At 44.6% G+C, this 12801-nt stretch carries 13 protein-coding genes; 2 read left to right on the forward strand and 11 right to left on the reverse strand.

The window, feature by feature from the left end:
• Positions 1-2: 2 nt before the first annotated feature.
• From M9189_RS11910 to M9189_RS11920, 3 genes are read right to left on the reverse strand one after another with little or no spacing between them, the layout of a single operon-like run.
• Positions 3-953, reverse strand: coding sequence for a tetratricopeptide repeat protein (locus M9189_RS11910; RefSeq protein ID WP_250723529.1), 951 nt, complete (start codon positions 951-953; stop codon positions 3-5).
• Between the two features lie 3 nt (positions 954-956).
• Complete coding sequence (locus M9189_RS11915; RefSeq protein ID WP_250723530.1) at positions 957-1484, reverse strand: LptE family protein; 528 nt, start codon at positions 1482-1484, stop codon at positions 957-959.
• Positions 1468-2712 carry a sigma-54-dependent transcriptional regulator gene (locus M9189_RS11920; RefSeq protein WP_250723531.1) on the reverse strand — a complete coding sequence of 415 codons (1245 nt, stop codon included), beginning with the start codon at positions 2710-2712 and terminating at the stop codon, positions 1468-1470. The genes M9189_RS11915 and M9189_RS11920 overlap by 17 nt, the downstream gene beginning before the upstream one ends.
• 207 nt (positions 2713-2919) lie before the next feature.
• On the opposite strand from M9189_RS11920, the gene kdsB reads away from it, so the two are divergent.
• Entirely contained in the window at positions 2920-3678 is a 759-nt protein-coding gene (gene kdsB / locus M9189_RS11925) for a 3-deoxy-manno-octulosonate cytidylyltransferase (RefSeq protein ID WP_250723532.1), read from the forward strand.
• A 17-nt stretch (positions 3679-3695) separates the two neighbouring features.
• On the opposite strand, the gene M9189_RS11930 is transcribed toward kdsB, so the two are convergent.
• The 8 genes from M9189_RS11930 to sufB are packed head-to-tail and all read right to left on the reverse strand — an operon-like array spanning position 3696 to position 11378.
• Positions 3696-4703 carry a GSCFA domain-containing protein gene (locus tag M9189_RS11930; RefSeq protein ID WP_250723533.1) on the reverse strand — a complete coding sequence of 336 codons (1008 nt, stop codon included), beginning with the start codon at positions 4701-4703 and terminating at the stop codon, positions 3696-3698.
• A 24-nt stretch (positions 4704-4727) separates the two neighbouring features.
• Positions 4728-5660: a tRNA epoxyqueuosine(34) reductase QueG gene (gene queG / locus M9189_RS11935; RefSeq protein WP_250723534.1), complete on the reverse strand. Its 933-nt coding sequence runs from the start codon at positions 5658-5660 to the stop codon at positions 4728-4730.
• 2 nt (positions 5661-5662) lie between these two features.
• On the reverse strand, positions 5663-5980 hold the full coding sequence (locus M9189_RS11940) for an SUF system Fe-S cluster assembly protein (RefSeq protein WP_250723535.1): 318 nt from the start codon (positions 5978-5980) through the stop codon (positions 5663-5665).
• A gap of 59 nt (positions 5981-6039) precedes the next feature.
• On the reverse strand, positions 6040-6465 hold the full coding sequence (locus M9189_RS11945; protein WP_250723536.1) for a SufE family protein: 426 nt from the start codon (positions 6463-6465) through the stop codon (positions 6040-6042).
• Positions 6466-6512: 47 nt separating this feature from the next.
• On the reverse strand, positions 6513-7733 hold the full coding sequence (locus tag M9189_RS11950) for an aminotransferase class V-fold PLP-dependent enzyme (RefSeq protein ID WP_250723538.1): 1221 nt from the start codon (positions 7731-7733) through the stop codon (positions 6513-6515).
• Entirely contained in the window at positions 7730-9115 is a 1386-nt protein-coding gene (sufD, locus tag M9189_RS11955) for a Fe-S cluster assembly protein SufD (RefSeq protein ID WP_250723539.1), read from the reverse strand. The genes M9189_RS11950 and sufD overlap by 4 nt, the downstream gene beginning before the upstream one ends.
• Positions 9116-9135: 20 nt before the next feature.
• Positions 9136-9888, reverse strand: a complete 753-nt coding sequence (gene sufC, locus M9189_RS11960) for a Fe-S cluster assembly ATPase SufC (protein ID WP_250723540.1) — start codon at positions 9886-9888, stop codon at positions 9136-9138.
• Between the two features lie 41 nt (positions 9889-9929).
• Entirely contained in the window at positions 9930-11378 is a 1449-nt protein-coding gene (sufB, locus tag M9189_RS11965) for a Fe-S cluster assembly protein SufB (protein WP_250723541.1), read from the reverse strand.
• Between the two features lie 341 nt (positions 11379-11719).
• Here sufB and lpxD point away from each other — a divergent pair, with 341 nt between their 5' ends.
• A complete protein-coding gene (gene lpxD, locus M9189_RS11970) occupies positions 11720-12745 on the forward strand; it encodes a UDP-3-O-(3-hydroxymyristoyl)glucosamine N-acyltransferase (RefSeq protein ID WP_250723542.1) in 1026 nt (341 codons plus the stop codon).
• Positions 12746-12801: the final 56 nt, after the last annotated feature.

The raw sequence follows: 12801 nt of genomic DNA on the forward strand, positions 1-12801 counted from the left end.
TATTACTGATTACTAATCTGTTGTTCTATTTCTTCAATACGCCGTGCAAAGTAAACGCTTTTTTCGGGATATTTCAAACGCAAGCGCTCAAATATATCCCTGGCTTTAACAAAATTTTTCTGCTTTATGTAAATATTCGCCAATGTTTCCGTTATCAAGTCATCCTTTTCTTCAAGGCTTTTTGCAGCAATATCTTCAGTGCCGACACCAGCACCTTCAGACACAGGTTCTATCTTTTTCTTCCTGCCACCTTGCAGGAAGGACTCAATAAGCAGATCCTTCTTTGAGACCTGTTTCGTCTCAGCTTCCTGCTTCTTTTGTGCCGCAATCGGGCTGCTCTTCAAGACAGAAAGCCAATCAGAGAAAGAGCGTGCCTCATCAAATTTATCCCCGGTTTCCTCCTCAAGGTTGTATATGGTATTTCCACCAATTTCATATTCAAGGAGATAATTATCAGGCATCTCAAGTGAGTCAATAAAAGCAGGGAAAGCAAACCTTACCTCACTGTCGGTCTCCCTGCCGGATTCAACAGATACAGACCGTATTGAAACCTCTTGTTTCCCGACCCTGCTTTCGGTCTTTTCAGGCACAGCTTCAGTTTCAGTACCCACTTCCGCAGATAGTACTTCTTCTTGCTGCTCCTTCACGGTAGACTGGTTTACTCCAGCAATACTTACTACCGGAGCCACATCCTTTGTAGACGTGGAAGGCTCAACTGTTGTAGCAGAAAAGATTAGCTCATAAAGCTTCCTCCTGTCTGGAAGATGCGCAGCAGCCAGTTTCAATTCATTATTATAGCGTATATGATCAAGAACATGGAGGTTCTTAATCCACAACAAACGACCAACATGAAAGAATGGATACTCATCAAGGATCACCTTAATACTGTCGAGTGTATCCTGGTTGAGCATCCCCGGATCGTTCATTACCGCTCTAATCTGCTGTCTGTTCATTTCCTACCAGTCGGAAAAAGCTCTGTTGAATATATTCTCGGTAAGCTGATCTACGATGTCGGCTACCAATTGCTCCTCTATTTCAGTAATGCTCTGACTACTTTCAAAATCCGCATAGGCTGAAAAGGTGTTTTCCCAATTCTGCTTGGGATCTTTGAAATTTTGAAACCTCACCCTGACAGAGATTGTCAGACGGGTCTCCGCAGAAATTGCATCAGCCTGAATAGCCATTGGCCGCAAGTCATACCCAGTAATCTGACCCGAGAAGTCTACATCTCCCATTTCGTTGGTTATAACCAGACGGGATTCAGACCTGATTCTGTCCTTCAGTTCCTCAGTAAAAGTCTGACTTAGCATTGGATTGATAAGCGGTGCCCGGTTTTCAAAGTACTGTACCGATGCAGTACGCACATTCTCAGGAATAGATGCTCCCTTCAAGGACATCTGAATAGTGCATGCATATGTGGTAAGTGCCAGTAACAGGAGCACCAAACCAAAGACCGGCAATAACTTCCTATCCTTTAATTTCATATTCCTTTATCTTTCTGTAAAGTGTACGCTCTGAAATTCCAAGTTCGTGAGCTGCATTCTTCCTGCGTCCTCCATGCTTTTCAAGAGCTTTCTCAATTAATTCTTTCTCCTTGTCTTCCAACGACAATGATTCTTCTACAAATTCCTCAGTATCCTCAATTGCATCGCTGTTATGTGGAACGGCATAACTGACTGCAGCACCTGGCGCAGGAGCCTTTATTATTTCTCCCTCACTGCTATACAGATTCTGGATAATGCGTGCATTATCACCTTTGGCATGCCAATCACCACCCTCCCTGATCATATCAAGCACCAGTTTCTTGAGATCCGTCATATCCCTCTTCATATCGAAAAGAACCTTGTACAAAATCTCGCGTTCGCTTGAAAAACTCTGATCGCCTCTGCTCTCAGACGCAAATACTGCAGGCAAATGCTCACCAGCATGTGATGGCAGGTACTTGCGCAGATCGTCTGCAGAAAGCAGACGATTCTTCTCTATCACCGAGATCTGCTCGGTGATATTCTTCAACTGCCTTATATTGCCCGGCCAACGGTATTTCTCAAGCAACATCCTGGCACTGTCATCAAGTTTTACAGGAGGCATACGGTAACGAAGTGCAAAGTCATTGGCAAACTTACGGAAGAGCAGGTATATATCATCAATCCTCTCGCGCAAAGGAGGAATCTTGATAGGGATGCTATTTAAACGATAGTACAGGTCCTCCCTGAACTTGCCATCAACAATGGCCTGCTCAAGGTTGACATTGGTTGCGGCAACTACCCTTACGTTGGTCTTAATCATCCTGGACGATCCAACACGGATAAATTCACCAGTTTCAAGTACCCTCAGCAACCTTACCTGGGTAGCAAGAGGCAGTTCACCAATCTCATCCAGGAAGATGGTTCCACCATTTGCCTCCTCAAAATAACCCTTACGATCAGACAAGGCCCCAGTAAAAGAACCCTTCTCGTGACCAAAAAGCTCAGAATCTATAGTACCTTCAGGTATAGCTCCACAATTGACAGCAATGTAGGGTCCATGTTTGCGGCTGCTAAAACTGTGGACTATCTGGGGAAAGACTTCCTTACCGGTTCCACTTTCACCGGTTATCAGCACCGACAAATCTGTAGGTGCAACCTGAACCGCAATATCTATTGCACGGTTAAGGGCATAGGAGTCTCCTATGATCCCAAATCGTTGTTTAATCTGTTGAATACCTTGATTCATATCTTACCTCCAACCTACTTAATTAGATAACCAACAAGCAGATATCAGTCTTTACAAAGCTCTAATAAAAAACCTGCTAAAATTGCAGTCGATACTGACAAAGTTACAATTTTGAAAGGAAATTTGCCTCTTTATTTATTCCAAAAGAAACATAGCCGTACCTTTTTCTTAATTTTGAAACCTGTTGTTCAAATAAACCTGCAACTTATGAAAGAGCCTAAAATACTGGGATTAATTCCTGCCCGCTATGCCTCCACTCGTTTCCCCGGGAAGCCGCTTGCCGACATTAGCGGCAAGCCGATGATTCAAAGAGTATATGAGCAAGCTTCAAAAGCTATTGGTGCTGTTTATGTAGCCACCGATGATTACCGCATTTTCAATGCAGTAAAGGCTTTCGGAGGCAAAGCAGTTATGACTGACACCAATCACCAGAGTGGAACAGACCGTTGTAAGGAGGCTCTTATGATTGTTGAGCATCAGGAAGGAGCAACTTATGATGTGGTAGTCAATATACAAGGGGATGAACCATTTATAAAGCCCGAACTGATAGAGGCACTATCATCCTGTTTTCAGAATCCCCAAACTGAGATTGCGACACTTGTCAAACCACTGAAGAACAACGAAGACCTGTGGGATTCCAACAAGCCTAAAGTTGTTGTCACTCCCGGTCTGGAAGCTATCTATTTCTCCCGCTCTCCCATCCCATATCTGCGTCAGCAACCTAAGGAAGAATGGCACCTCAGACATCATTACTACCTGCATATCGGACTATATGCTTATAGAAGTGACATTCTGAAGGAAATAACAAGGTTACAACCCTCTGTTCTTGAAATGGCTGAGTCTCTTGAACAACTACGATGGATTGAAAACGGCTACAAGATCACTGTCAGGGAGACTGAACACGATTCTATCGGTATTGACACACCAGAGGACCTGGAGAGAGTGCTAAAATCAGGGCTGATCTGAGCAAATTAGTCTGCCAGCTAAGACTTATTAAGATCTTCAAGGATTTTCTGAAACCAGAGTCTGTCATCTTCCAGTCTTGCCTCGGGGTAGCGAAGCGATAGCTCATGAATATAACTCAGGGTGCGGCTGACAAACTGTATATACTGCACGGTATTGTGACCTGAAGGCCTGTGTGAACGTGCTTTTATAAGTCTGTCAACTTCCTTATAGAACTTCTGAGCCTCCTCATCAAGGAAGTTTTCGCAAAAACGGGTGACTATATATTCCACTGCAAAGCCATCGGGATGAACCATACTCCTGTCATAGAAGCGGTAGTCCCTCAGCTCATCCATCAATATCTCATAGGCAGGGAAGTACTCAACCTTGTCAAAAAGGTCAACGAGTTTGTCGATAGCCAGCAAAAGTACAGCTTTGCTTAGCTGGTTGCCATGGGCGCCATCCTTAAGATGACGAACCGGACTGACAGTAAAGATAACTTTAAGCCCAGGATTAAAGACCCTCAGTCTTATAATCAGTTCTTTCCAAGCATCAACAACCTCATCTGGTTCGAGACGATAGCGACGAAAGTCGCTGTCGGGAAACTTATGGCAGTTAGCTACCACCTTCTGCAGAAGTTTATGCTCATAAACCCAGGCAGTCCCAAAGGTTATTATCAGATAATCAGCTTTTTCAAGAAAGTCACGTGCTTCATCAATAGCAATATTGATGTTCTCCATGCAGATGTTCTTGTCGGGATTGCTAAACTTGCCATGATACATAAAGTTATGCCACAGTCCGTCCCTTTCAACAAGATCGTCCTCGCTTACATAGGCCAGATCTATTATTGAATCAAAAGCAGCAGCTATAGAGAGCGGATTGTATAGTACACCAAAGGGATTGACAAGCACATTGAAGCGGGCATCGACGAGATGCCGTCCAATATTCTCGGCAAAACAAGAACCTATAAAGAAAAGATTTGAGGCTACAGAAATGGGATCCTTAGCCCTGGGAGGCGTAACCGGGGTTCTGAACAGATAGTCTTGCATGGCCTTGACTTTGTGTTAACAAAGCTAAGAAATAAACCTGTAATTGCGCACCCAGCCACTGTATTTGGTTCGCTTTACCGCAGAGCCCTTAAAGAGCACTGAAAACTTTTCCTGGGTGAGACTACCCCATTGTGCGGGAGTCATTGCAAGCAGGTGCTCCGAAGGTTTGAACTCAGGCTCCTCTGTATCCGGAGCCTTGCGGTTCCATGGACAAACCTCCTGACATATATCACAACCAAAGGTCCAGCCCTGTAGCCTGCCCTTAAATTCCTCAGAAATATCTTCCTTGTTTTCTATTGTCAGATATGAAATGCAGCGGTTGGAGTCTATAACCCTGTCAGGCAGGATGGCCTTAGTGGGACATGCTTCTATGCACTTTGTGCAGCCACCGCAGCGGTCGGTCATAGGAGTCCGGTTGTATGGCAGCTCAATATTAACCAACATCTCAGCCAGAAACACAAAGGAACCCAGCCTTCGGTTGATAAGCATATTGTTCTTGCCTATCCAGCCAAGTCCGGCTTTTGCGGCAAGTGTCCGTTCAAGAAGGGGGGCTGAATCCACGAAGTAACGTCCCTCTAGGTCCGGGTAATATTCATCGCGGATAAAAGAAAACAATTCTGAGAGTTTTTCCCTGATTACATCATGGTAGTCCCTGCCATAGGCATAACGGGCTATCTTTGGGGCAACCTCAGAAAGGTGAACACCACTTTGTTTGTAGTTGTACAAAAAAGAAATAATCGAAACGGCGCCTTCGACAAGCTGAGATGGATTAGTGCGTTTCTCAAAATGCTTTTCCATGTACTCCATACCGGCATGATAACCCTTGTCAAGCCATGCCTTCAGGCGCTCCTTATCCTCTGTCAGTTCGGCAGCGGGTGCAAAACCTACCTCACCGAAGCCGAGCTCAGTGGCTTTCTTTCTTATTCCTTCAGCTATATATTCGGCAGTGAGCGACATGCTTACAGCAATCCAAGCTCAAGCAAGGCTTCATCAGAGAGCATATCACGATCCCATGGTGGGTCGAATGTGAGATTAACCTCTACGGAAGTAATTCCGGGTAGGTCGGCTACAGTATCATGAACTTCTTCAGGCAATGAATCAGCTACAGGGCAGTTGGGCGACGTCAACGTCATCACTATACGCACCTTGCCATCCTCATTTATGTCTAGTTCATAAATAAGTCCCAGATCGTATATATTAACCGGAATCTCAGGGTCATATATCGTCCTCAGAGCATCAATAACTTCGGCTTCCTTGCTTAGAAATTCATTCTCCATTACAACTCAGGTTTTTATCAATAATATAACAAGTAAATTAAAAAAGAGTTGTATATCCACTAAAGCCCCAACTTAGTTTTATATGCCAGAGCGTACATCCTCATTTGCTTGACCATTGCAACGAGGCCATTGGAACGGGTCGGCGACAGGTGCTCCTTTAGTCCTACCTTGTCAATAAAATAAAGATCCGCATCCAGTATTTCAGAAGGAGTACGTCCATCCAGCACCTTAATCAGCAGGGCTACTATACCTTTTACAATAATAGCGTCACTGTCGGCAAAGAAAAATATCTTCCCGTCCTTCAATTCGGCATGGAGCCACACCTTACTCTGGCAACCTTCAATAAGATTCTGATTTGTGCGATACTCTTCGCTGAAGTTGTCAAGTCCATTACCCAACTCGATCAGATATGAATAGCGATCCATCCATTCGCCAAGCAAGGAAAACTCCTCAATTATCTGGTCTTGTAACTCATTTATGCTCATTGTCCCCCCGATTTATCAAGGCGACAAATTTCACCATTTTTTGAGGCTTAACCAAAAAGTTGGCGAACTTTCGCAAGAGCAGCTACCAAAATATCAACTTCTTCCCTCGTATTGTACAAAGCAAAAGAAGCCCTGACGGTACCGGGGATAGCAAACCTGTCCATCAGCGGTTGGGCGCAATGGTGGCCTGTTCTTACGGCAATACCCATCTTGTCAAGTAACATTCCGGTATCGAAGGGGTGTATATTACCCAAAAGGAAAGAAACAAGACTGCCCCTGACAGGTGCCGTCCCGTATATTCTGATATCTTCGACCGCTGAGAGGCGGTCGAATGCATATGCATAAAGGTCACCTTCGTAGCGACGGATTACTTCCCTGCCTATTCCCTCCATATAATCTATGGCAGCACCCAGACCTATTACTCCAACATAGTCGGGTGTTCCAGCTTCAAACTTAAAAGGTAGTTCATTAAAGGTACTGGTCTCCAGCGTAACAGTCTTAATCATTTCTCCTCCACCCTGCCATGGCGGCATCTTGTCGAGCCATTTTTCCTTACCGTAAAGGACTCCTGTTCCGGTAGGTCCATACATCTTATGAGAAGAAAAGACATAGAAGTCACAGTCCAGCTCCTGAACATCAACCATCTCATGATGAATAGCCTGTGCTCCGTCTATCAGGACGGGCACCCCGTGCTTATGGGCCTCGGCAGTTATTTCCTTAACAGGATTGATGGTTCCAAGCACATTGCTGATATGGGTGACGGCAACCAGTTTGGTTCTCGGACTAAGCAACTGCTTGTAAGCCTCCATATCCAGGGACCCGTCCTCAAGGACTGGAATCACCTTAAGGGTAATACCCTTGCGGCTCTGGAGCAGGTGCCAGGGTACTATATTGGAGTGGTGTTCCATTCCTGAAATTATCACTTCATCCCCTTCGAGTATACATGCCTCTCCGTAGGAGTAAGCAACAAGGTTGATCGATTCTGTGGTTCCCTTGGTAAATATTACCTCGTGGCTGTGCCTTGCATTAATAAAGGCAGCCACCTTCCTCCTGACTCCCTCAAAGGCCTCAGTACCCAAATTACTGAGAGTATGAACGCCTCTGTGAATGTTGCTGTTGAACTCGTAATACACACGGTTCATGGCTTCTATCACAGGAATGGGAGTCTGGGAAGTTGCCCCGTTGTCAAAATAGACAAGGGGCTTATTATTGACCATCCGTTTCAGGATAGGAAAATCCTCACGAATCGAATCAACAGGATAATTCATCTGCTTTCAGTTGACAAATGTGGTACACCAGGCTGTCCGCAAACTACGCATGACAGACACTTATCCAGTTCACCGCGGAATCTCATTTCCACAAGTTCCCTGATCTGCTCTTTAAGCTCAGGTACCCTGATTTTCTCAAGCACCTCGTAAGCAAAGGCAAACATTAACATAATGTTGGCTTCTTCCTTACTAATACCTCTTGCCCTCAGGTAGAACATAGCCTCTTCGTCAAGCTGTCCCACAGTTGCACCGTGGCTACACTTCACATCATCAGCATAAATCTCAAGTTGAGGACGGGTATTCATCTTAGCACTGCTTGTCAGAAGCAGGTTGTTGTTGGCCTGATATGCATTGGTACGTTGAGCATCAGGAGCAACCAGGATTCGACCGGTAAAAGCTCCGGTGCTGGAATCGTCCATTACACCTTTGAACAGCTCATTGCTTTCACAATCAGGTACTGCATGATGAATAAAGGAATAGTTGTCAACATGCTGGTTCTTATCAATCAGATACAAACCGTAGAAGTGGTTCTCAGCATGACTTCCGTTAAGCCTTCCAAATAAGTTGTTACGGGTAATACCTGTACTGAGAGTAAAGTAGCTTGCATTAAGCAGCGACTTGCTTTCCTGGTCGAAGTAATAACCTCCAACCTGCACGGTTCCGTTATGCTGATTCTGCAGATTATAGAAATCCAGAATACCTGCTTCACCAACAAAACCTTCCGTCACGGTATTGACAACAAAACGGTTGGAAGACCCTGTATGATCACAAAACAGCACTTTAACCTGCGCATTTTCCGATACATAGATAAAGTTACGCTGGTTAACCATAATATCTTTTTCTCCAGCCAGAATATTGACTATCTGCAGTGGCTTCTCAACAACAAGGTTTTTGGGAACATAAATAAAGAGTCCGTCAGTGGCAAACATAGTATTGAGTGCCACATAACTGTCCTTTTCAGAATCAGCAAGGGTTCCGTAGTACCTCTCTATAAGTTCCGGATACTTACCCGCCAGTTCAGCAAAACTTCCGGCAACAAGACCCTCGGGGAGATTTCCGTTTTGTCCTCTGTCTATATAACGTCCATTGAAAGTATAGATGGTATAGGCATCCAGCTCCCTTACCTTAAATTCGATAGAATCGACAGCCTTGCCAAGGAAACCGTTAAGCAAAAATGCTTGTGGTAGGTCGGCTTTAAATTTCGGTGCCAGGGGAGTGTACTTGTAAGCCTCATTCTTTGCTGAAGGCAAACCGTTACGGGAAAAGGCAGCAAAAGCCTTTTCCCTCACCCTGTTGACCTGGGGTGAGGAATGTTGTTCAATAAAGCTCCTGTTATCCTCAAACAGTTGTATATAGGCCTTATCCTGATCTGATATATTCATTTCAACAATCTCAGTTTAAATTACGCATCCACTTCCTGCTTAATCCAGTCATAGCCATTCTTTTCAAGCTCATATGCAAGTTCCTTGCCTGCTGACTTGACTATCCTGCCTTTGTAAAGCACATGTACCTTGTCGGGGACGATGTAGTCGAGCAGACGCTGATAGTGGGTAATAATGATAGTTGCGTTTTCGGGACGGCGAAGCTTGTTAACTCCGTTGGCCACAACTCTCAATGCATCGATGTCAAGACCTGAGTCGGTTTCGTCAAGTATTGAAAGAGCCGGATCGAGCATTGCCATCTGGAAAATCTCGTTCTTTTTCTTCTCACCACCTGAAAACCCTTCGTTTACAGAGCGGTTTGTAAGATCTGAGTCCATCTCTACAAGCTTTTTGCGTTCACGCATCAGCTTGAGAAACTCACTTGCAGAAAGAGGTTCCTCTCCCTTGTACTTCCTCTGTTCATTCAGTGCAACACGCAGGAAATTGGTCATGCTTACACCGGGTATCTCCACAGGGTACTGGAAGCTCAGGAACAAGCCCTCGCGGGCACGGTCCTCAGGAGCTAGCTCCAGAAGATCCTTACCTTTAAATTCAATGGTTCCATCTGTTACCTCAAAGGCCTCATTTCCGGCAAGCACTGATGCCAGTGTACTCTTGCCCGAACCGTTGGGACCCATTATTGCATGTATTTCACCGGCTTTAACATCCAGGTCGATTCCTTTTAATATCTCTTTGCCATCTATCATGGCACGCAAATTCCTTATCTTAAGCATTGCCTTATCTATTCTGTAAGTTTATGTATTTTGTTTATTGATTAACCCACACTACCTTCAAGACTAATCTGAAGTAGTTTCTGAGCCTCGACTGCAAATTCCATAGGTAGTTGGTTGAGAACTTCCTTGGCATAACCATTGACAATGAGACCAACGGCATCCTCGGTACTGATACCTCTCTGGTTACAGTAAAATATTTGATCCTCACCTATCTTGGATGTTGTAGCTTCATGTTCAACTTTTGCGGTACTATTGTGTATCTCCAGGTAGGGAAAGGTATGTGCACCGCACTTATCTCCAAGCAACAGGGAGTCGCACTGGGAGAAGTTACGTGCATTGTCAGCATTCTTTGACACCTTCACAAGTCCCCGGTAGCTGTTCTGACTCTTGCCTGCTGAGATACCTTTTGAAACAATGATACTCCTGGTGTTCTTGCCAAGATGTATCATCTTAGTTCCTGTATCTGCCTGCTGGAAGTGATTTGTAAGAGCTACTGAGTAAAACTCACCAACACTGTGGTCTCCCATAAGTACGCAGCTAGGATACTTCCAGGTGATAGCCGAACCCGTTTCAACCTGAGTCCAGGATATCTTAGAATAATCACCCTTGCAGATACCGCGCTTGGTAACGAAGTTGTAGACTCCACCCCTGCCCTCTTTATCACCGGGGTACCAGTTTTGTACAGTAGAGTACTTAACCTCTGCTCTCTCAAGTGCAACAATCTCAACAACTGCAGCATGGAGCTGATTCTCATCACGCATCGGAGCAGTACATCCTTCAAGGTAGCTTACATAGCTGTCGTCCTCAGCAACTATAAGTGTGCGCTCAAACTGTCCTGTATTCATTGCGTTAATACGGAAATAGGAGGACAGCTCCATCGGGCACCTTACACCTTTGGGTATAAAAACAAAGGATCCATCGCTAAACACAGCTGAGTTAAGTGCTGCAAAGTAGTTATCCTGCGGAGGGACTACGCTTCCCAGATATTTCTTAACAAGATCCGGATGCTCTTTAATTGCCTCCGAGATGCTGCAGAAAATAATCCCCTTTTCAGCCAGCGTTTCACGAAAAGTAGTCTTTACTGATACGCTGTCGATGATTGCATCGACAGCCACACCTGACAGCGCCTTTTGTTCCTCAAGAGGAATTCCAAGCTTCTCAAAGGTAGCAAGCAGTTCGGGGTCTACCTCATCAAGACTGTTGTATTTCGGTGCATTCTTGGGGGCCGCATAATAGATTATATCTTGAAAATCAATTCTATCAATCTTCAGATGTGCCCATGAGGGGGATTCCATCTTAAGCCAGTTGCGGTATGCGCTAAGCCTGAATTCCAGCATGAATTCGGGCTCCTCCTTACGCCTGGATATTTCCCTGATAACATCCTCATTCAGGCCCTTGGGGAGTACATCCATTTCAATATCGGTGTGAAAACCATATTGATATTCTCTCCCCGTTACTTCTTCCAATAATTTATCTTGTTCGCTCGCCATATTCCTGGTATTCCAATAATTAGTTTCTCATAAGCTAAAACAACAGCAACCACAAACGGTTCAAGATGCTGTCATAAGATTTCCCCAAGCTTAATAATCAATATCTATACCTGACAACCCTATATAACAAAAATATATAACCCCTATACCCATACTTACTTACGTTTGGAGTGTCAGGATACTCCAAACGTCGTATAATCACAGCATAAACACAGGTCAGATTTATATAAACGGCAAATTTAGTCTGAAAAAAAGATCTTACAAACTATCCTCCTCTTAGTTATAGGGTCTGTGTTTTTTTGCGAACTATATTTTTGTAGTTTTGCACAAACTTATTTCAGATGAAATTTACAGCAGAACAGATTGCAGCCTTGATCAACGGCACTGTGGATGGAGATCCCAACGCCTTGGTCAGCGATGTCTCCAAAATCGAAGAAGGAAGACCTGAAACGCTAACCTTTCTGTCCAATCCAAAATACGAATCCTATCTCTACAATACAGATGCTTCTGTTGTAATCGTCAACAAAAGCTTCACCCCGGAGAAGCCGGTAAAGGCAACCCTTATTCGCGTTGATGATGCCTATGCTGCACTGGCAAAGCTGCTGCAGATTTATGAGGCTTCTCAACCAGCCAGGACAGGAATCGAACAACCCTGCTATATTGACGGCTCTGCAAAAATCGGTAAAGATGTTTACGTCGGAGCCTTTGCTTATATAGGCAAGGGAGCAGTAATTGGCGACAATGCACAGATTTATCCACAGGCTTATATTGGCGACGGGGTACGCATTGGCGACAATACTATTGTCTATGCAGGAGTGAAGATTTACAAAGGTTGCCGCATAGGCAACAATTGCATAATCCATGCAGGTGCTGTAATAGGGTCAGATGGATTCGGGTTTGCTCCCGTTGAAGGCGGTTTCGAAAAGATACCTCAGGTGGGAGTTGTCGTCCTTGAAGACAATGTAGAGATTGGTGCAAACACCACTATTGACAGGGCTACTATGGGAGCTACTACCATTCGTAAGGGTACCAAACTAGACAACCTTATCCAGGTGGCACACAATGTGGAAATTGGCAGCAATAGTGTTCTGGCTGCTCAGGCTGGTATTGCAGGAAGCACCAAAATCGGCAGCAATGTTATGTTTGGCGGTCAGGTAGGAATTGCCGGTCACCTCAAGATTGCAGACGGGGTAAAACTTGCTGCGCAGACAGGAGTATCAAAGAGCATCACCAAAGAGGGTTCAGTTTGGATGGGCGCACCTGCAATTGATTTGTCTCAGTTCAGCAAAGCCTACGTAATATTCAGAAAGCTACCCGAACTATATGCAAAAGTCGGAGAGCTTGAAAAAAAGCTAGGTGGTAAGTAGGAGAATCTCAACAAAAACAGGCAGCTGGCTGTTTCTTTACAATCGGATATAATAAA

Origin of the sequence: Xiashengella succiniciproducens (assembly GCF_023674465.1) — a bacterium.
Lineage (GTDB): Bacteria > Bacteroidota > Bacteroidia > Bacteroidales > Marinilabiliaceae > Geofilum > Geofilum succiniciproducens.

Coding starts and splice junctions, on each gene's coding strand:
- M9189_RS11920 (WP_250723531.1), bottom strand. CDS start 2,712: ATGAATCAAGGTATTCAACAGATTAAACAACGATTTGGGATCATAGGA.
- M9189_RS11930 (WP_250723533.1), bottom strand. CDS start 4,703: ATGCAAGACTATCTGTTCAGAACCCCGGTTACGCCTCCCAGGGCTAAG.
- sufB (WP_250723541.1), bottom strand. CDS start 11,378: ATGGCGAGCGAACAAGATAAATTATTGGAAGAAGTAACGGGGAGAGAA.
- sufD (WP_250723539.1), bottom strand. CDS start 9,115: ATGAATATATCAGATCAGGATAAGGCCTATATACAACTGTTTGAGGAT.
- lpxD (WP_250723542.1), top strand. CDS start 11,720: ATGAAATTTACAGCAGAACAGATTGCAGCCTTGATCAACGGCACTGTG.
- queG (WP_250723534.1), bottom strand. CDS start 5,660: ATGTCGCTCACTGCCGAATATATAGCTGAAGGAATAAGAAAGAAAGCC.
- kdsB (WP_250723532.1), top strand. CDS start 2,920: ATGAAAGAGCCTAAAATACTGGGATTAATTCCTGCCCGCTATGCCTCC.
- M9189_RS11945 (WP_250723536.1), bottom strand. CDS start 6,465: ATGAGCATAAATGAGTTACAAGACCAGATAATTGAGGAGTTTTCCTTG.
- M9189_RS11915 (WP_250723530.1), bottom strand. CDS start 1,484: ATGAAATTAAAGGATAGGAAGTTATTGCCGGTCTTTGGTTTGGTGCTC.
- M9189_RS11940 (WP_250723535.1), bottom strand. CDS start 5,980: ATGGAGAATGAATTTCTAAGCAAGGAAGCCGAAGTTATTGATGCTCTG.
- sufC (WP_250723540.1), bottom strand. CDS start 9,888: ATGCTTAAGATAAGGAATTTGCGTGCCATGATAGATGGCAAAGAGATA.
- M9189_RS11950 (WP_250723538.1), bottom strand. CDS start 7,733: ATGAATTATCCTGTTGATTCGATTCGTGAGGATTTTCCTATCCTGAAA.
- M9189_RS11910 (WP_250723529.1), bottom strand. CDS start 953: ATGAACAGACAGCAGATTAGAGCGGTAATGAACGATCCGGGGATGCTC.